This window comes from Mycobacterium sp. BK086 (genome assembly GCA_004362315.1).
In the GTDB taxonomy this organism is placed as follows: domain Bacteria; phylum Actinomycetota; class Actinomycetes; order Mycobacteriales; family Mycobacteriaceae; genus Mycobacterium.
The window spans coordinates 481,677-498,898 of sequence record SNWL01000005.1; the positions used below are offsets into that span (position 1 = coordinate 481,677).

22 protein-coding genes are annotated in these 17,222 nt (G+C 64.7%); 16 read left to right on the top strand and 6 right to left on the bottom strand.

Annotated elements, in window-relative coordinates; translation table 11 throughout:
* The 4 genes from EV580_RS18710 to EV580_RS18725 are packed head-to-tail and all read left to right on the top strand — an operon-like array spanning position 1 to position 2,642.
* Entirely contained in the window at positions 1-240 is a 240-nt protein-coding gene (locus tag EV580_RS18710; RefSeq protein ID WP_133692692.1) for a hypothetical protein, read from the top strand.
* Positions 237-1,004: a potassium channel family protein gene (locus tag EV580_RS18715; protein ID WP_133692693.1), complete on the top strand. Its 768-nt coding sequence runs from the start codon at positions 237-239 to the stop codon at positions 1,002-1,004. The genes EV580_RS18710 and EV580_RS18715 overlap by 4 nt, the downstream gene beginning before the upstream one ends.
* A 1-nt stretch (position 1,005) precedes the next feature.
* On the top strand, positions 1,006-2,202 hold the full coding sequence (locus EV580_RS18720; RefSeq protein WP_133692694.1) for a thiolase family protein: 1,197 nt from the start codon (positions 1,006-1,008) through the stop codon (positions 2,200-2,202).
* On the top strand, positions 2,199-2,642 hold the full coding sequence (locus tag EV580_RS18725; RefSeq protein ID WP_133692695.1) for a Zn-ribbon domain-containing OB-fold protein: 444 nt from the start codon (positions 2,199-2,201) through the stop codon (positions 2,640-2,642). Before EV580_RS18720 ends, EV580_RS18725 begins: the two co-directional genes overlap by 4 nt.
* Before the next feature lie 39 nt (positions 2,643-2,681).
* Here the strand turns inward: EV580_RS18725 and EV580_RS18730 are convergent, their stop codons facing one another.
* Positions 2,682-2,867, bottom strand: coding sequence for a long chain fatty acid-CoA synthetase Faa4p (locus EV580_RS18730; protein WP_108054293.1), 186 nt, complete (start codon positions 2,865-2,867; stop codon positions 2,682-2,684).
* Positions 2,868-3,040: 173 nt separating this feature from the next.
* On the opposite strand from EV580_RS18730, the gene EV580_RS18735 reads away from it, so the two are divergent.
* The 5 genes from EV580_RS18735 (at position 3,041) to EV580_RS34290 (ending at position 5,911) form a co-directional block, all read left to right on the top strand.
* Entirely contained in the window at positions 3,041-3,439 is a 399-nt protein-coding gene (locus EV580_RS18735; RefSeq protein WP_133692696.1) for a DUF1801 domain-containing protein, read from the top strand.
* 169 nt (positions 3,440-3,608) lie between these two features.
* Positions 3,609-4,181: an MspA family porin gene (locus EV580_RS18740; protein ID WP_370629557.1), complete on the top strand. Its 573-nt coding sequence runs from the start codon at positions 3,609-3,611 to the stop codon at positions 4,179-4,181.
* Complete coding sequence (locus EV580_RS34085) at positions 4,178-4,549, top strand: hypothetical protein (protein ID WP_208114637.1); 372 nt, start codon at positions 4,178-4,180, stop codon at positions 4,547-4,549. The genes EV580_RS18740 and EV580_RS34085 overlap by 4 nt, the downstream gene beginning before the upstream one ends.
* 49 nt (positions 4,550-4,598) lie before the next feature.
* Entirely contained in the window at positions 4,599-5,432 is an 834-nt protein-coding gene (locus EV580_RS18750; RefSeq protein ID WP_133692698.1) for a hypothetical protein, read from the top strand.
* A gap of 80 nt (positions 5,433-5,512) precedes the next feature.
* The gene (locus tag EV580_RS34290) at positions 5,513-5,911 is read left to right on the top strand and encodes a hypothetical protein (RefSeq protein WP_255525398.1); all 399 of its coding nucleotides are present in this window, start codon (positions 5,513-5,515) and stop codon (positions 5,909-5,911) included.
* A 236-nt stretch (positions 5,912-6,147) separates the two neighbouring features.
* Here EV580_RS34290 and EV580_RS18760 read toward each other — a convergent pair whose 3' ends face one another.
* Positions 6,148-6,549, bottom strand: a complete 402-nt coding sequence (locus EV580_RS18760) for a nuclear transport factor 2 family protein (RefSeq protein ID WP_133692699.1) — start codon at positions 6,547-6,549, stop codon at positions 6,148-6,150.
* A gap of 140 nt (positions 6,550-6,689) precedes the next feature.
* On the opposite strand from EV580_RS18760, the gene EV580_RS18765 reads away from it, so the two are divergent.
* A complete protein-coding gene (locus EV580_RS18765; protein ID WP_133692700.1) occupies positions 6,690-7,523 on the top strand; it encodes an alpha/beta fold hydrolase in 834 nt (277 codons plus the stop codon).
* On the opposite strand, the gene EV580_RS18770 is transcribed toward EV580_RS18765, so the two are convergent.
* Positions 7,512-8,057 carry a TetR/AcrR family transcriptional regulator gene (locus tag EV580_RS18770; protein WP_286171660.1) on the bottom strand — a complete coding sequence of 182 codons (546 nt, stop codon included), beginning with the start codon at positions 8,055-8,057 and terminating at the stop codon, positions 7,512-7,514. The two genes, EV580_RS18765 and EV580_RS18770, sit on opposite strands and share 12 nt — an antisense overlap.
* Before the next feature lie 139 nt (positions 8,058-8,196).
* Between EV580_RS18770 and EV580_RS18775 the strand changes: the two genes are divergently transcribed.
* The 6 genes from EV580_RS18775 to EV580_RS18800 all read left to right on the top strand — a co-directional run bounded on the left by EV580_RS18775 (position 8,197) and on the right by EV580_RS18800 (position 13,973).
* The gene (locus EV580_RS18775) at positions 8,197-9,114 is read left to right on the top strand and encodes a metal-dependent hydrolase (protein ID WP_133692702.1); all 918 of its coding nucleotides are present in this window, start codon (positions 8,197-8,199) and stop codon (positions 9,112-9,114) included.
* Positions 9,111-9,566, top strand: coding sequence for a VOC family protein (locus tag EV580_RS18780; protein WP_133692703.1), 456 nt, complete (start codon positions 9,111-9,113; stop codon positions 9,564-9,566). The genes EV580_RS18775 and EV580_RS18780 overlap by 4 nt, the downstream gene beginning before the upstream one ends.
* 98 nt (positions 9,567-9,664) lie before the next feature.
* Positions 9,665-11,134 (top strand): flavin-containing monooxygenase, encoded by a 1,470-nt coding sequence (locus EV580_RS18785; protein ID WP_133692704.1) that lies wholly within the window; start codon positions 9,665-9,667, stop codon positions 11,132-11,134.
* 12 nt (positions 11,135-11,146) lie between these two features.
* On the top strand, positions 11,147-11,590 hold the full coding sequence (locus EV580_RS18790; RefSeq protein WP_133692705.1) for a VOC family protein: 444 nt from the start codon (positions 11,147-11,149) through the stop codon (positions 11,588-11,590).
* Positions 11,587-12,321 (top strand): SDR family NAD(P)-dependent oxidoreductase, encoded by a 735-nt coding sequence (locus tag EV580_RS18795; protein WP_133692706.1) that lies wholly within the window; start codon positions 11,587-11,589, stop codon positions 12,319-12,321. The genes EV580_RS18790 and EV580_RS18795 overlap by 4 nt, the downstream gene beginning before the upstream one ends.
* Positions 12,318-13,973: an N-acyl-D-amino-acid deacylase family protein gene (locus EV580_RS18800; protein ID WP_133692707.1), complete on the top strand. Its 1,656-nt coding sequence runs from the start codon at positions 12,318-12,320 to the stop codon at positions 13,971-13,973. The genes EV580_RS18795 and EV580_RS18800 overlap by 4 nt, the downstream gene beginning before the upstream one ends.
* Positions 13,974-13,976: 3 nt before the next feature.
* On the opposite strand, the gene EV580_RS18805 is transcribed toward EV580_RS18800, so the two are convergent.
* From EV580_RS18805 to EV580_RS18815, 3 genes are read right to left on the bottom strand one after another with little or no spacing between them, the layout of a single operon-like run.
* The gene (locus EV580_RS18805; protein WP_133692708.1) at positions 13,977-14,909 is read right to left on the bottom strand and encodes a thioredoxin family protein; all 933 of its coding nucleotides are present in this window, start codon (positions 14,907-14,909) and stop codon (positions 13,977-13,979) included.
* A 31-nt stretch (positions 14,910-14,940) separates the two neighbouring features.
* Positions 14,941-15,984 (bottom strand): NAD(P)H-dependent amine dehydrogenase family protein, encoded by a 1,044-nt coding sequence (locus tag EV580_RS18810; protein WP_133692709.1) that lies wholly within the window; start codon positions 15,982-15,984, stop codon positions 14,941-14,943.
* Positions 15,977-17,206, bottom strand: coding sequence for a cytochrome P450 (locus EV580_RS18815; protein ID WP_133692710.1), 1,230 nt, complete (start codon positions 17,204-17,206; stop codon positions 15,977-15,979). The genes EV580_RS18810 and EV580_RS18815 overlap by 8 nt, the downstream gene beginning before the upstream one ends.
* Between the last annotated feature and the right edge of the window lie 16 nt (positions 17,207-17,222).

Here is a 17,222-nt window from a genome sequence, read left to right on the forward strand (position 1 = left end):
ATGGAGACGTTCCGGACCTACCTCAAGATTCAGGCGGCCTGCTTCGTGTTCGGCATCGTCGGACCGATCTTTCTGGTCGTGTACTTCGCCGCTCAGCCCGACCTGACGCTGCGGTGGATGTACTACTGGGGACTGATCATCACGGCCATCGATATGTTGATCGCGCTGGGCGTCACCGACCAGACCATCCGGGCCCGGCAGGTCACGCGCGAGAACGAGAAGGAGAGCCGATCGTCGTGACGATCGCCGCGGAAACACCCACCCCGACAACGGTTCCCGAGTCGCGATTGCAGCGCTGGGAGGCTCAGGCCGAATGGCCGCTCGCGGCGTGTGCGGCAGTCTTCCTCGCCTTGTTCTCGGTCAAAGTTCTCGCTCAGCCACAGGGCCTGAACCGCACCATCATCCACGGCATGTTGGTGGTGCTCTACCTGCCGTTCCTCATCGACTACATTGCGCGCCTCACGCTCGCCGAGCATCGGGTGCGCTGGTTCTTCCGCCACCTGCTCGGTTTCGTGGTCGTCGTGGTGCCGCTCATGGGCCCGCTGCTGCTGTTGCGACTCGTCGCACTGGTGGGAGCGCTGCAACGCGCGATAGGGGACGCCGTCCGTGGGCGCGTGGCGGTGTACACCGCATTCACTGCGGTGCTGTTGGTATATGCCTCGTCGCTCGCGGTGTTGCAGGTGGAACGGCCGGCGCCGGGAGCCAACATCAGGAACTTCGGCGATGCGGTGTGGTGGGCGGTCAGCACGATCACCACCGTCGGGTACGGCGATCTCTATCCGGTGACGGTGCTGGGACGGATCGTCGCGACATTGCTCATGATCGGCGGAATCAGCATGGTGGGCGCCATCACCGCCACCATCGCCAGCTGGATCGTCCAACGGGTATCGGCGGAGGACACCGCCCAGCAGGCCGCCACCGTCGCGCATATCGAGAGTCTGCAAGCTGAGGTGTCGCGGCTTGCGGACCTGGTGTCCGCGCAGGCGAAGCGCGAGGAGAGCTGACATGAACAGGGGACCGTTCGAGGGCAGGGCCGTCATCACCGGGGCGGGTAAGTCCCAGGTGGGGCGGCGGTTGGGTCGCACCGGGCTGGAGCTGACGATCGAGGCGGTGCTGCGGGCGATCGCCGATGCGGGGCTCGATGTCGACGACGTCGACGGTATCGCCAGCTATCCGGGTGCGGTGGCGGGGAACCCGGGATTCTCAGGTGCGACTGTCACAGAGGTGCGCACCGCGCTGGGATTGCGCAGCCGTTGGTACATGTCCGGGCTCGAGACCGCCGGTCAGATCGGCCCGGTGATCGAAGCCTGTATGGCGGTCACCCTCGGACTGGCCAACCACGTCGTGGTGTTCCGGTCGGTGTGGGAATCGACAGCCGCACAGCAGTCCGGTGGTGGGCATGCCTCGGTGTTGCTCGGTGGCGGCGGCAAGCTGCCCGTTCAGATGGAGTGGACCGCGCCGTTCGGTGCGCTGTCGGCAGCCAACTGGCTGGCGATGCCCGCACAGCGCTATATGCATGACTTCGGGCTCACCCGTGAGCAACTCGGTGCGATCGCGGTGAATGCGCGGCGCAACGCCGGGTTGAATCCTGATGCGGTGTACCGCGATCCGATGACAATGGAGGACTACCTGTCCGCCCGGATGATCTCTGAACCGTTGTGTTTGTACGACTGTGACGTTCCGTGCGACGGGGCGACCGCGGTCATCGTGTCCCGTCGGGACGCGGCAGCCGGGCTGCCCCGGCATCCGTTGACGGTGGAATCGGTCGGGCCGGGGATGTTCGAAAGGCCAACGTGGGAGCAGCGTTTCGACCTCACCACGATGGCCGCACACGATTCGGGGGCCACGTTGTGGGAGAACACCGCGTTGAGACCGGCTGATGTCGACATGGCCCAGTTGTACGACGGGTTCAGCTTCCTGACCGTGATGTGGTTGGAGGCGTTGGGATTCTGCGAACACGGCCGGGTCGGTGCGTTCATCGAGGGCGGGGAGAAGATCGCCTTGGACGGGGAGTTGCCGTTGAACACCAGTGGTGGACAGCTTTCCGGGGGTCGGCTGCACGGGATGGGGTTCCTGCACGAGGCGTGTGTGCAACTGTGGGGTGAGGGCGGTGAACGTCAGGCTCTCAAGACACCGGAGGTCGTCGCGGTCGGGGTCGGCGGGGGCCCGGTCGCGGGTTCGATGTTGGTAAGCAGCCGATGAACTATCAGCGACCGGATCTGCGGTTGGCGCCCAGTCCGACCTCCGAATCGAAGGCGTTCTGGACCGGTGGGCGCGAAGGGGATTTGCTGATTTCGCGGTGCCGCGCGTGTGGCCATTTCTTTCACCCGCCAGGTCCGGCCTGTTGGCGTTGCCGCAGCACCGATGTGGCCCCCGAGAAGGTGTCGGGGAGGGCGACAGTGGCGGCGTTCAGCGTGGACCGCCAACCGTGGATCCCGGGCTTCGAGCCGCCCTACATCGTCGCGATCGTCGAAATCGCCGAACAGCCCGACGTCCGGCTGATCACCAACGTCGTCGATGTCGAACCCGAGGACATGAGCGTCGGGCTCGAGGTAGAGGTGTTCTTCGAAGACTGGACGGACTTCTCCGGAGACGAGGACAGCCGGGTGTGGATTCCCTTGTTCCGGCCCGTTATCCGCTGACGGGTCGAGTTCAACCGTTGTAGGACAACGGGATTGAGGTCAGTCGCGAACCCAGACGGAGATGTAGCCGATGGGGATGCCGGTGCGGGTGGCGATGCATTCCCGGGCGGCCAGCTCGACCTTGTCGCGTGCTGTCGCCTCGGTTGCATCGTTGATTTCGGGAATCCGGATGACCCAGCGATTGGTGTCGAAACGGATGTCGATCTCGAAGCACTGGCCGGCCATCGGCCGCAGTACGGAATGGGTGCGAAGACCCCGTTGCGGACGGGTAGAGAAGCCGCGAGTTCTGTAATGAGTGCGCATCTTCAGGCTTTCCGGAACGATTCTGGGCCGCGGGAAAACATACTCCCCAACACGCGGAATACAAAATCGTGGTGGTTTGTGACCAAGATGGGGATATGGAGCACGACGACCCCACCGCCTCAGAACGTATCGACGCCCGAATTGCCGAACTCGACGATTGGCGCGGACAGACGCTGGCGCACATCCGCGACGTGATCCGGCGTGCGGACCCTGACCTGGTCGAAGAGTGGAAATGGCGGGGTGTGCCGGTGTGGTCCCACGGCGGCATGATCTGCACGGGGGAGACGTACAAGACCGCGGTCAAGATGACGTTCGCGAAGGGCGCGTCTCTGCCGGATCCGTCCGGTCTGTTCAATTCCAGTCTTGATGGGAACACCCGCCGTGCGATTGATATTCACGAAGGCGACGAAATTGACGACGAGGCCCTGACGGCTCTCATTCATGCGGCTGTCGAATTGAACCTGTCATCGAAGCGGTCGCGAAAGCGCGGATAACCCAGCGCGGTCCCAGGAACCACTCAGCTGCCAAACCTACGATTGCGCGCGGTGCCCGCCATCGGCCACCGGCGAGTGCGCAGCTTCAGGGATGCGAGAGCAGGTGTTCGTGGTCAGACCGGTTTCGGTGGGTGCGGTTGCGGCAGCGCTGCTCTGCCTGAGCCACGCGGTGGCCGGGGCGGAGCCGCTGCCGGTCGCCGATGTCACGCAGTCCACCGATACCGACGACGGCTGGCATTTGAGCGCGGCATTGAGTCGGATGACCATCAATGCGGTTCCCAACATGGCTGCGACGGCGTTCACCAGGGAGGGCTTCGTCACCGGAAAGGTGATGGCGACGATCGGCGGCAACGGGGCCATTCCGGTCAACGCAGGCACCGTGATCCTCGGGCTGCAGTTGGGTTGCCAGGTGGACCTCAGTGAAGGCGGAAGCCTCAATGCCGGAGGGGATATCGGCATCTCCCCGGGCTTCAACCATGGCGATCCTCTGGATGATCTCGGGCCCTACGCCGACCTCAATGCCGGCGGGTCGATCAACCTGCTGCCCGGCAACATCACGAATATCGGGTTGGGCAAGAAGGCACTCAAGGGCCGCACCGGCGAGATCGTCGTCAACGATGCGCACGTGAAGGTCGACGGCTGCGGCGGTCAGGTTGCCATCCGATTCTTCGCGACGGCGATGATCGATACGGACAAGTCCGACGACAGTGTCAACGTCTACGGCGACATCCTCACACTGTGAGACGGTTGGTCGCTTCACTCGTGCTCGTCGGGTGCCTGCTCGTCAGCCCGGCCGGCGTCGCGCGGGCCGACTGCGACACCCCGGGTGATTTCGGTGCGGGCTCGGGATGCCCGCCGCCGGGGTCGGATTCCTCGGACAGCGGTGGCACCGAGAGTTGGCCGCCCACCTCCGTGGACTGGCCACCCAAATTCGACTCCGCCTTCAGCGGGGACAACGAGAAATCCAAGACACCGCCGATCGTCATGCCCGACGGGATGGCGGCGCCGCCGGCCGCTGACACCCCCACGGCGCCGATCGTCGGCGCCGGGTCGGGCTCCAGCACAAGCTCCACCACCACATCGACGCCGATCGTGATGCCGGGAAGTTGACTGCAGCAAACTGAACCCACAGCCGGCGATGCGCCGATACGCTGACCCGATGGTGGGGGCCAAGCTGGTGGGATGGATCGGCGGCGCGACGGTCGCCCTCGGGGTCGGGCTCGCGATCGGGACCGCGAGTGCGCCATCGGCGTCGGCCGCGCCGGGGAGTGCGTCGGGTACCGCCGATTCACACAGCGGCGCGGCGAGCAGTGCGCGAGGGTCGAAGAGCGCAGCGGTGCGCCGCGCACCGGGCCGCGTTACTCAGACGGCGGCGAAGCGGTCCGTCGAGACGTCACAGAAGGCGACCGGCGTTGCGCGCAGCGCCCGCCCGCAGGTCGAGCAGAAGGCGACGGCCACCGCGTCGCCGTCGCACAACCCGCTGAACCTGATCGTCACCTTCAAAGGCCAGCACGTGGCGCTACCCCCGCAGATCGTGTTCTTCGTCAAACAAGTTGCCGGGAAAGCGACTTTCACCGAGAACTCGGTCTACGACCTCCACAATGTCGACCAGTACGACTGGAACAAGCTGACCGGGATCTCCTTCACCCTGTTGCACCCCGACGACGACGCGCTCATGGTTGCCTGGCGATACAACGTCGACACCAACATGTTCGAGGTGGGGCCGTACTACAACATGGACTTCGCCAGGATCATGCCGGCCGACGACGAGATCATCTCGGTGCCAGTCGATGAGACATTCACGTTCAATGTCGACTACCAGGGCATCACGGTGCAATACGGAGACACCGTGGTGTACAAGCCGATTCCCGAAGGCCTGCACCCGAATCAGTTCTCCGCGTTCCGAATCTTCAGCTGGTTCGGCGGGACGAGTGTGGCGCCCAGAACGATCTCGTACTACATGCAGTTGAAGCCGTGGTGGCAGACGCTCTGACCTAGTTGCGTGAACTCGGCGGACAGATGGCCGGTGGCAGTCCCAACGAGTTGGCCATGGCAGCCTGATTCTGGCACGCGTTGACGCCGGAATCCGGTGGGGTGATCGCGCCCTTGGTGCCCGGGCACGGAGTCGGCTGCAGTCCAATGGCGATCGGCATGGCGCTGGAGTTGGTGCATGCGGTCGATCCGGAATCGGGCGGAGTGATGGGACCCTGGGTTCCCGGGCAGGTGGTGGGCTGCAGCCCGATGGCGACGGGCATGGCACTCTGGTTGGTGCATGCGGTGGACCCCGAATCCGGTGGGGTGTTTGGACCCTGGCTTGCCCGGCAGGTGGTGGGCGGCAGGCCCAGCGAGGTGGCCATGGCGCTCTGGTTCTGGCAGGCGTTGATGCCCGAATCGGCTGGATTGCTCCCGGTCGGCGGACTCTCGGTCTGGTCTTTGTCCGGTGAATCGGACCCGTCCTGCGTCGCATCCTGATTCGGATCCTGAGTGGTGGTGGCCGTGGGACTGGGACTGGCACTCGAGCTCGGACTCGGGGTGGTCGTGGGGCACGGCGGGGGGTTGTAGCCGCCTCGTTGAAAGCAGCCCGCCACGGCCGTGCCCGACGGCGGTACGGCGTATAGAACCGCGAACCCGATCGCGGACGTCGCGAGAAGCGTCACAGCTGTGATCCGGCCCCAAAAACCCTGTCGCATCACGGCTCTGGACAACTCTCAGATGTCTTTGACGAGAATTCGATAGCGCCGCACGGCGAACCGCCACACGCCGTCGACCCGACGTAGCTCGTCGTCGTACGCGCCGACGAGTTGGCGGGTTGTGCCGTCGTGGAAGCACAGCGTCTCCAGACAGTACGACCGCGCGGTCGCGGAGGCGCCATCGACGACGATGGAACCGATCTGGGTCATGAAGGCCATCTGGGACAACGCCTTCCAGATTCCGTGCCAGTGAGCGCGCAAGGCGCCGATACCCTGGCATTCGCCGCCGGCCCCGAATCTCGCGCCATCATCGGTCCAGCAATCCAGATAGTCGTCGAGCGCCTGTCGGGTCACCGCATCGCTGTAGCTGTCGAACCGCTCGCGAATGCTCAGACGATCGTCGATCGGGCCGGAGAACATTCCTGGAAGGTAGCTGATCGACTACCGATTCGGCGAGATTGGCGCCAACAGCGCTCGCAGTCGAGTCTTCCGGGTGAACGAGCTGGACGTGGATCGAGATGTCTGTTTACTTTTAGGGTAGTAAATGTAAATCTGACCGGGTGGAACCACGGTTGACCTTCGGGGATCTCGACGACGACACCAAGCCGCTGGCGGTCCTTGTGCACGGCTTTCCGGACACCCCGCACACCTGGCGGCTGTTGGGCCCCGCACTGGTCGATGCAGGGTATCGGGTGGTGGCACCCTGGTTGCCGGGATATCGAGAACCGGCGACGGCGCCGGTGAGCGTCGGAACCTATGTGCGACATGTCCTCACGGTGCGCGACCAGTACCGCGGCGACGAGCGCTCGATTCTCATCGGTCACGACTGGGGTGCCAACGCCGGCTACGGTGCGGTGGTCAGCGAGCCAGCGGCCTTTCGCCGATTCGTCGCACTCGCGGTCCCGCCGACCGCGGCATTGGGCGGCGGTCTGTTCAGCTACCGGCAGCTGCGGCGCTCGTTCTACATCTGGTTCATCCAGCAGGTGGGTCTGGCTGAATTCGCCTTGCTGGAACGAGGTTTCTGGGAATCGCTCTGGGCGGACTGGTCACCCGGCTATGCCTGCGAGCAGGATGTCGCCATGCTGCGCGAGTACGTCACCGCCGACACGATCAGCGGCGTGCTGGGGCCGTACCGCGCGTCGTTCAATCCCGATTTCGTCGACCCCGCGACCGCGGACGAGGCCGCGGCAACGATGCAAGCGCCGCCTGTTCCCACCTATTACCTGCACGGATCCGCCGACGGGGCAATCGGGGCGGAGCTGCTCATGGACGTGTCCAGCCATCTGCCCGCGCCGGGTTCGACATTCGATCTGGTCGACGGCGCCGGGCACTTCCTACATCTGGATCAGCCCGAATTGGTGGCAGGCAAGATCCTCGACTGGCTAGGCGACTGAGGGCCCGCGTTTGCGCTTGACCTCGATGCCGGCGGCATAGCGCAACTCGGCCAGAAAGCGGGCCCTGTCGTGTCCGCGTACCAGGTAGTGGCACACCGCAATCCGAACGACGGTGGCTGCCGCGAGGTCGGCGTCGTTGCCGGTCATGATGTTGCGCATGCCCTTCTCCATGATCGGCAGCACGCGCGTCATCTGGCCGATCGAGTATTCGGGCTCGAGTTCGACGAGCTGTTGGTGAGAGTGCGAGAACTGGTAGTCGACGATGAACTGAAGAGCGGCATCCACCCGGTCGGGCCCGCGGAGTCCTGCCGTGGCCGCGGCCATCTCGGCGGCGAAGTTGTCCTGTTCGTAGAGGGCGAATGCTTCCAGTAGGCCCTCTTTCGACCCGAAGTAGCGGTAAACGGTCGGGCGTGACACCCCGGCTTCTGCGGCGACCTCGAGGAGCTGCACCTTGTTGGCGCCGCGCCGCGACACCACGGTGTAGGTCGCATCGAGGATCCGCTTGCGGATGGACTGCTCGCTGTCGGCAGGCACTTGATGTCTCCTCATCTGCTTTACACGGACAGGCGTAAATGTCACACTAGACCCGGTCCGCTCTCATGTCTCGTTGCCTCGACAGAGACACCGAACACACCAATGTTAAGCCGCCTCGGCGCGATGGAGTGACAACCGAATGACCGACCTGGTGATACGCAAGATCCGCTGGGACTTCAATGAAACCGTGCCGTTCCTGTGGCAGCCCGCGAATCCGAACTTCGGGATGTTCTGCAACGTCTTCACGTTCATCGCGGTCCCGTTCGAGCGCTACCTGATCAAGGCGCTCAGCCAGGGCCAGGCCAGATTCGACGAATCGCCTGACATCGCCGCGGAGGCCGATGGATTTCTGCGCCAGGAGGCTCAGCACGCCTCGGCGCACCGCAAGCACATGACCGCTCTGATCGCGCAATACCCGGGTCTGGAGCGGGCCTACGAGGACGCGACGCGGTGTTTCGACGATCTGATCGCGCAGCATCCGGTGGAGTTCCATGCCGCCTACGTCGCCAACCTCGAAGCAACGTTCACACCGCTGTTCAAAGCGATTCTGGACAACCGAGATTCACTGTTCTGCGGCTCCGATCCGCGAGTGGCTTCGCTGATGGCATGGCATTTCGTGGAGGAGATCGAGCATCGCAGCTCAGGACTGATCCTGTACCGGCATCTGGGTCCCGATCCGTGGTATCGCGTGCGGCATGTCCGCTCGACATTCCGCCACATCGGCGAGGTGGCCGCGGCTATCGCGCGAACCGTCGACGAGGTCGTTCCGGTCGAGGACCGGGTGGTCTCCGCCGAGGAGTTGATGTCGGTCGCACTGCTGGTCGACGAGTTCAAGTACCGCGGGCCGGGTGGTCGGCGCAGAGCCGCCCGGCGCGGTGGGCCACCCACGCTGTTCAACGCCGTGCCGACCAGTCATCTCGCGAAGATGGTGTGGCGACTTGCGTTGTCCCAGATGCCCAATCACAACCCGGCCGATCAACCGCTGCCGGACTGGGCGGACACGTGGATGTCCGAATACGCCAGGGGAACCGATATGACAGTGTTCGCCCCGCGATGACACTCGTCCACCACACCGCCCTGTGCGTAGCGGACATCGACGCGTCGCTGCGCTTCTACCGCGACGGAATCGGCTTGACCGTATTGGCCGACGTCAGCATGGATGCCGATCTCCATCCGTTGTTGGGTGTTGCGACCACATCGCTTCGAACCGTATTCCTCGGGGCTGCGGGCAACAAAGACTCCGGCATCGTCGAGCTACTCGATCTGGGGGACGCCGAACTCGCCAATCATGAACGGCAGCAAGGATTGCCGGTTCGCGGCGTGTTCCTGCTCTCGGTCCAGGTCGATATCGAGGCCGTGCTGGGCCGGCTGGCCGACCTTGGATTGGGCGGGACGCCGCGCACCATGCCCACGCCCAGCGGCCTGGCAGCCACTGTCGTCGACCCGGATGGAGTGATGGTTGAGTTGCTGCCCACCGGTCCGCTGAAGGTGTTACAGACAGATGCCTAGCGCTTACATTCTCCAAAATTGTGATCGTGCATGCTGCTACGCTGCTTTACATACTGCATGCGATATGTCACACACGAAGATCTGGTGGTGAAGCTTTGGTGCGGAGAAGGCCGACAGTCGCAGTGATCGGTGCGGGGCCCGGCGGAATCGCGATGGGCGCGCTGCTTGCCGAGGGCGGATACGACTTCACGATCTTCGATCGAGCCGACGGTTTCGGCGGCACGTGGCGCAACAACACGTATCCGGGTGCCGCCTGTGACGTCCCGTCGCACTTCTATTCGTATTCCTTCGCAATCAATCCCCGATGGTCCAAGACCTACGCCGGTCAGCCTGAGATCCTCGCCTATCTCGAGCGGGTAGCCGATGGACACCGGCTGGGGGAGCGCCTCGTGGCCAACACCCGGGTGACCACGCTGTCGTGGTCGGATACCGCTCACGAGTGGACGGTCATCACCGACAGCGGCGCGGCCTACACCTTCGACATCGTTGTCAGCGCGGTCGGAATGCTCGACGTCCCCAACATCCCCGACATCCCGGGGCGAGAGGCGTTCCGCGGCCGCGTCTTTCACTCGTCGGCGTGGGACCATTCCAAATCGACCGCCGGTGAACGCGTCGCGTCCATCGGGACGGGTGCCAGCGCTGTCCAGTATGTTCCGGCCATCGCGGCGCAGACCGACCACCTCACCGTCTTCCAGCGCACACCGATCTGGGTGTCACCCCGGTTCGACGAGCCGTTCACACCGGAACAGCAGGAGCTGTTCGAACGGCACCCCGCTGAGGCTCGTAAACTCCGCGACGCGGCGTTCGAGCAGTACGAGGCCGCCGACTTCGCCGAAGACGCACGGCAGACCGCGGAATCGACCAGCCTGGCCCGCGACTATCTGCATCGCAAGATCGCCGATCCCGAGCTGCGCGCCAAGCTGACACCCGACTATCCCGTGGGGTGTAAGCGCCCGCTGCTGTCGCGGGACTGGTTCCCGACGTTCACGTTGCCGAATGTGACGCTCGAGACCACGCCGATCGCAGGGTTCACCGAGCGGGGACTGCGCACCGTCGACGGCGTCGAGCACCTCGCCGACACCGTCATCTACGGCACCGGATTTCGCGCGGCCGACTACCTCGGCAGCCTGGACGTGCACGGGCGAGCAGGGGCCCGCCTGCACGACGACTGGCGCGAGGGCGCCGAGGGATACCTCGGAACCACGGTGCCGGGCTACCCCAACCTGTTCACGCTGTACGGCCCCAACACCAACGGCGTCACGTCGATCATCTACATCCTGGAGGCGCAGACCGCCTACATCAGAGGACTGCTGGACGTGATGGATGAGCGGGGCTTGCGCAGCGTGGAAGTCAAGCGTGAGGTCAACGACCGATACAACGCCGAGATCCAGTCGGCGATGGCGGGCACGGTCTGGCTTGCCAACTGCAACAACTACTACCGGCACCCGAACGGCAAGATCGTCACGCAGTTTCCTTACAGCGGAAAGTCTTTCGCTGATCTGCTGGCCACGGTGCAGCTCGACGACTACGACATCGTCGCCGCCGACACGGCCCTGACCACACGCTGACCGAGGAGGACAGTGCGCGCCATCCATCACACCGCGATCATCACCAGCGACATCGACCGGTCGCTGCGATTCTGGCGAGACGGGCTCGGGCTGATTCCGATGCTCGATCACACCTTCACCGGCGACTGGCCGACACTGTTCGGCGTCGATAGCGATACGTTGCGGTCGATCTTCCTCGGCGATCCCGAGAGTCCCGATGCCGGGATCGTCGAGCTCGTGCAGTTCGTCGGCACCGAACACGAATCAGCAGCAACGCAATCCGCTCCCGGAGCGGGCTTCTTCCTGGTGTCTCTGCAGCGCGATGTCGAACCGACACTGGCGGCGCTGGCGGCGTTGGACTTCACCGACGGTGTGCGCCGGATCGAGATGCCCGCGCCCGGCGGCAAGACCGTCGCCATGGCGGTGATCACAGCGCCGGACAATGTGCGTGTCGAACTGATCGGTGACCCCGTATGACCGCGGTGGTCACCGGGGGAGCGTCCGGTATCGGCGCCGCGGTGGTTTCGCGTCTGCGCTCAGCAGGTCACACGGTCGTGGTGTGGGACCTGAAGGATGGCGATATCACCTGTGATATCAGCGATTCCGATTCTGTCGATGCGGCGATGAGTCAGACGATCGCGACTGTCGGCACACCCGAGCGATTCATCAGCTGCGCGGGGATCGGTGCGTCGGGCCTTCTGCTGGAACAGAGCCCAGAGGACTGGCGGCGGGTCCTCGACATCAATCTCACCGGCACCTGGCTGGCCATCCGGGCCGGAGCGGCGGCCATGGTCGAATCCAAGATCCGCGGGTCCATCGTCGCGGTATCGAGCATCAGCGGAACACTGTCGGACCGAGATATGGGTGCTTACTGTGTCTCCAAAGCCGGCATCGACATGTTGGTCAGGGTTGCCGCGGCCGAGTGGGGCACATTCGGCATCCGGGTCAATGCGATCGGTCCCGGGGTGACCCGCACTTCGATGCTGGCCAAGCCTGAAGCGCTGCCCGGCTGGGTCGACGGACTCACTGAGCGCACCGCCCTCGGGCGCCTCGGCGAAGCCAACGACGTCGCCGAGGCGATCGTCGCCCTGTCTGAGATGTCTTGGGTGACAGGCCAAACCCTGTTCGCAGACGGCGGCCTGGCCCTGCAGAGCCCGATCGACGCGTACGGACAAGTGCAACGACTGACAGCCAGGAGGACGCCATGAGCCATGATGTGGTGATTCGCGGGGGCACGGTTTTCGACGGGACGGGAACGCCAGGGCGCAGCGCCGATGTGGCGATCACCGACGGCGTGATCACCGATGTCGGTGCCGTGGCGCAGCGTGGACGTCGCGAGATCGACGCCGACGGAGCGATCGTCACGCCCGGATTCGTCGACATCCACACCCACTACGACGGACAGGTGACGTGGGACAACCGCCTGCAGCCGTCCTCGGTGCACGGTGTCACCACCGCGTTGATGGGCAACTGCGGCATGGGTTTTGCGCCGGTGCGCCCATCCGATCATGCCCAGCTGATCGAACTGATGGAGGGTGTCGAGGACCTGCCTGGCCCGGTCCTGCATGAGGGCTTGCCCTGGACCTGGCAGAGTTTCGAGGAGTACCTAGACGCCGTCGACAGTCTGCCGCACGATATCGACGTGGCGACCCAAGTGACCCACGATCCGATCCGGCTCTTCGTGATGGGACAGCGTGGCGCCGACCGCGAGGCCGCGACTGCCGACGAGATCGCCGAGATGGGTCGGCTCGCGGCGGCCGGAATCCGCTCGGGTGCATTGGGTTTCAGTACCTCACGTACCGAATGGCACAAGACCAGCCGTGGGGAGCAGACACCGTCGGTGCGGGCCGAGATCAATGAGCTCGTCGGTATCGCCAAGGCCATCGGAGCGACGGGAACCGGTGTTTTCCAAGTGGTTTCCGACCTCAAGGGCTTCGACCACGAGTTCGCCGTGATGTTCGAGATGATGCGGGTGTCCGGCCGGCCGCTGTCGTTGTCGGTCATGCAGCACGAGCCGGGGGAGAGCTACCGCGAGACGCTGGCCGCGATCGAACGGGCCAATGCCGAGGGACTGTCGATGACCGCCGTCGTCGCACCGCGGGCCATCGGTGTCCTCGTCGACTTCCGCGGCACCTACAACCCCTTCGTGCTGTCGCGGTTCTTCCGCACCGACCCTGATCTTCACGATCCTGAGGTCAAGCAGCGCATCTTGGCCGAGATCGCCGAACGCGGCGGGCTGCGCGCGCCGTTGCAGGACATCTACGAACTCGGTGACCCGCCGCAGTACGAGCCGGCACCCGAAACATCGGTGGCCGCAATCGCACAGCGTGACGGTCGTGATCCCGCCGAGGTGCTCTACGACATCATGCTCAACGGGCCGGCGTACATGCCGGTGTTCAACTATCACGGCGGCAACCTCGACGTCGTGCACGAAATGTTGTCGCACCCCAACGCTTTGCCCGGACTCAGTGACGGCGGTGCACACGTGTCGACGATCTGCGACGCCAGCTTCTCGACCACCCTGCTGACTCATTGGGGCCGCGACCGCGGGCACCACCAATTCGACCTCGCCTGGCTGATCCAGCGGCAGTGCCGGGACACGGCACAGTTGGTCGGACTCGGCGACCGCGGTGTGCTGGCGCCTGGATACAAAGCCGACGTCAACGTGATCGACTTCGACACGCTGACCGCCCGGGCGCCGCGATTGGTCGCCGATCTGCCCGCCGGCGGTCAACGGGTGCTACAGCCCGCCGATGGCTATCTGCACACCTTGGTCAGTGGTGTCGAGACCTACAGCCGGGGTGAGGCGACGGGTGCGCTGCCGGGCCGGTTGATCAGGGGAGCGCGTTCAGTCGGCTAGCCCTCACAGGTGTGGTTCGAGCTCGGCCACCAATTGCTTCTTGCCGCCGAAGCCGAGGACGCGGTGGATTTCCTCGCCATCCTTGAACATGATCATGGCGGGGATGCCACGGAAGTTGAAGCGCTCCCACACACCGTCGAACTGATCGACGTCGATCTTGCGGATGACGATCCGGCCGGCCCACCGTTCGGCCAGCTCGGCGAGGACGGGCGTCACCATGCGGCAGGGCCCGCACCAGTCGGCCCAAAAGTCAACGAGCAGCGGCACACCCGTCGCACTTTCGGCGTCGATGTCTTCCGGTGTGATCGCGGTGAGCTTGTCGCGCGCGACGAGGTACTCCTGTTTCTCTGTGGCTTCCTGCGCCAGAACCTCGTTCGACACCCGCTCCCCATGGGATCGCACCCAGTCGGTGAACTCGTCGAAGCGTGGACCTGGCTTGTCATGCTCACCACTCGCTTCCGAGATGGCGCGGTTCAGCCCCTGCAGCGCGTGGGAGAGACTCGGGCCGTTACCGTCCAAACCGAATGCACTGACCGTGAACACGTCCGTCTCGCGCTGTACCTCGGCGTCCTTGAACAGTTGCACCATGTACTGCTCGTCGTCGGTCACGTGCCAGCGCAGGGAGATCGCGCGCAGTCGTGCTAGCTCGCGGGCGGCGATATCGTCCTGCGTCAGCCGGCTACCTTGCTCGCGCACATAGGCGGCCAGCGGCTGGTATTGCGGGGCGTCGGGGTCAGTACCGGAGCGCTCGCGCAGATCGCTGAGGAGCTGTTGGTAGACCTCGGCCTCGGTGTCGGCGGTGGCCTCCAAATCGAATGCGGGCCAACGGCCGATCGTGGCGCCGTCCGATTGCTCGATCTCGACGCCCTCGAGCAGCCGGATCGCGTACACGGCGTCGTCGGCCAGCGCGATGACGAATTCATAATCTCGATCCATGGATCCTCCCCGCGGCCACCCCAAATCGACGCTAGCAGGCTTGCGCGCGGGCGGCCACGATCGGCAGATCCAGCGGCGCGAAAACGCCTGGACGTGCGGATACCACGGCAGGTATCGCGTTGACAGCCGGCATCGCGGTGGTGGTGCCGATGTCGAAGGTGTCGAAATCCGATGGCGCGAAGGACATTGTGATCTTCACATTGGGGTCGCCGGAGATGCGCACGATGTAGCCGTTGGCCAGCCCCCACTCCGGCTCCTGCGGGTGGCCGAGGATCGTGCCGAGCGTCCAGGTCGTGCGCAGTTCGGTGACTTGTGCGCCATCGCGCACGCCGGACCAGATCGCGTCGATCCCGGCGACCGATCCCGCCGGAATCTGCAGGAAACCGAGGTCGCGATCGGTAAGGGCCACCGCGCATTCCACGGTCAGGTCGACGCTGTCGATCTCGACGCCGATGGCGCGCGCCATGGCGGCGACTGTTTCGGCGTAGTCGGGTTCGGCCTCGATCAGCGCAGCCTTGATCGCTACGGGATCCGGGGGGCCACCGAATCCGTACCCGGACCAGGTGGGCGCATTGCCGTACAGGAAGCAGTCCATCGACTCGGTGACGCTGATGCGGTTGACATGCCGGCACATTGCGGTGGCCGCCAGCGCGACGGTGGGCACGTGCATGGGATTCATGCCGGTTCCCACCAACGTCGAGTTGCCTGCCCGCGCGGCGACTGCCAGCCGAGCTCCGGCATCGTCGGGGTAATACTCGCCGTTGACCAGTCGGGCGGTGGTGACGACGTTGATACCACTGGACAGGATGCGTTCCAGCTCGGCGATATCGGGCCAATGTGGCATGTAGACAATGCAATCCGGGCGAAGGGCCACGATCGCATCGGGGTCGTCGGTCGCGGTGATACCGATCGGGTCACGTCCCGCGAGGGTGCCGGCATCCTGGCCACGTTTGTCGGCGCTGTGACTGTACAGGCCGACGAGCTCGAGGCGGGGATCGTCGAGAATGGCACGTACCGAGCTCATTCCGACGATGCCGCTGGTCCACTGCGCCACTCGGATGGAGCTTTCAGGCATCCCACACCACGTTCAGCTGGGCGGGCGAGCGCATCAGCGTGCCCTCGATCGTGGGTGGCGGATAGTCGGGGTCCAGTCGAAGGCCCGGTAGCGAATCCAACAGTGCGCGAACGAGATCCTCGGTCTCCATTTTGGACAGGTGCATACCGATACACAGGTGAACGCCGTGTCCGAACGCCAGCGCGGACTTGTAGGGGCGGCGGAGGTCGAAGCGTTCGGGGTCGTCCCAGCGTGTCGGGTCGTGGTTCGCCGCGCCGATCACCACCATGACGGTGGCGCCCGCCGGGATTGACACACCGTCGATTTCAGTGTCGCGGGTCGTCAGGCGAGGAACGAACTGCAGTGGCGTCTCCCACCGGACGGCCTCGTTGATGGCTGCCGTCATGGCGGCCGGATCTTCGCGGACGGCATCGAGTTGGTCCTGGTCGGAAAGGAGGCCGACCAACAGTGACGACGACGAGCGGTACGTGGTCTCGGCGCCGGCGGGCAGCAACAGACGCAGGAATGAGTAGATCTCCTCGTCGGTGAGCCGCTGGCCGTTGTGTTCGGCGTGGGCCAGCACGGAGATCAGATCATCGGCCGGCCGCTCGCGGCGGTCGGCCAGAACCGAGGCGAACATGTCCCCGAGCTTGTTCGCGCTCGCCAGGCCTTTGTCCAGATCGTAAGACAGGGTCACCAGTTCGATTGCGGTGTAGTGAAAGTCGGAGTACTGAGCGGCTGGAAGCCCGAGTATCGCGGCGAACGTTCGCATGGGGAAGGCGAAAAGGAATCCCCGGACGAGATCGGCCCGACCTTGTGGACGCAGCTCGGCGGTCATCTCCGCCAGCAACGGCGTGACGTACCGGGATCGCCACGAGTCCATCGTCTTCGGGCCCAGCGAGGGTTGTAGCAGGCTGCGGTACTCGCGGTGAAGTGGGGGATCCATCTCGATCAGTGAGCGGCCCATCACTTTGCCGATCATCTCGTGGTAGGCGAGGCTGCTGAAAGTTTCCGTGTCGCGCAGGACCTGAACGGCGGCGTCGTAGGAGTACACGCTGAACACCGGTGGCACACCGTCGGCGTTACCCGGCATGCCCAGGTGCGGAAGCCCGGCGTGCACCCCGGCCTCTGAGCGCAGTGCCGCGTAGGTCGCATACGGGGCGGGCTGGCCGAACCCGACCGCCAGGTTGAACGTCTCGAACATCTGCCACGCGGCGTCGTCATAACCGGTCGTTGCGTGCACGCTGCTGTCCTTTCTT

Bases quoted from the DNA above. Each gene is read 5' to 3' on its own strand.
- EV580_RS18800 (WP_133692707.1), top strand. From the start codon at position 12,318: ATGAGCCATGATGTGGTGATTCGCGGGGGCACGGTTTTCGACGGGACG.
- EV580_RS18805 (WP_133692708.1), bottom strand. From the start codon at position 14,909: ATGGATCGAGATTATGAATTCGTCATCGCGCTGGCCGACGACGCCGTG.
- EV580_RS18760 (WP_133692699.1), bottom strand. From the start codon at position 6,549: ATGTTCTCCGGCCCGATCGACGATCGTCTGAGCATTCGCGAGCGGTTC.
- EV580_RS18720 (WP_133692694.1), top strand. From the start codon at position 1,006: ATGAACAGGGGACCGTTCGAGGGCAGGGCCGTCATCACCGGGGCGGGT.
- EV580_RS18795 (WP_133692706.1), top strand. From the start codon at position 11,587: ATGACCGCGGTGGTCACCGGGGGAGCGTCCGGTATCGGCGCCGCGGTG.
- EV580_RS18775 (WP_133692702.1), top strand. From the start codon at position 8,197: ATGACCGACCTGGTGATACGCAAGATCCGCTGGGACTTCAATGAAACC.
- EV580_RS18735 (WP_133692696.1), top strand. From the start codon at position 3,041: ATGGAGCACGACGACCCCACCGCCTCAGAACGTATCGACGCCCGAATT.
- EV580_RS18750 (WP_133692698.1), top strand. From the start codon at position 4,599: ATGGTGGGGGCCAAGCTGGTGGGATGGATCGGCGGCGCGACGGTCGCC.
- EV580_RS18725 (WP_133692695.1), top strand. From the start codon at position 2,199: ATGAACTATCAGCGACCGGATCTGCGGTTGGCGCCCAGTCCGACCTCC.
- EV580_RS18780 (WP_133692703.1), top strand. From the start codon at position 9,111: ATGACACTCGTCCACCACACCGCCCTGTGCGTAGCGGACATCGACGCG.
- EV580_RS18810 (WP_133692709.1), bottom strand. From the start codon at position 15,984: ATGCCTGAAAGCTCCATCCGAGTGGCGCAGTGGACCAGCGGCATCGTC.
- EV580_RS18730 (WP_108054293.1), bottom strand. From the start codon at position 2,867: ATGGCCGGCCAGTGCTTCGAGATCGACATCCGTTTCGACACCAATCGC.
- EV580_RS18710 (WP_133692692.1), top strand. From the start codon at position 1: ATGGAGACGTTCCGGACCTACCTCAAGATTCAGGCGGCCTGCTTCGTG.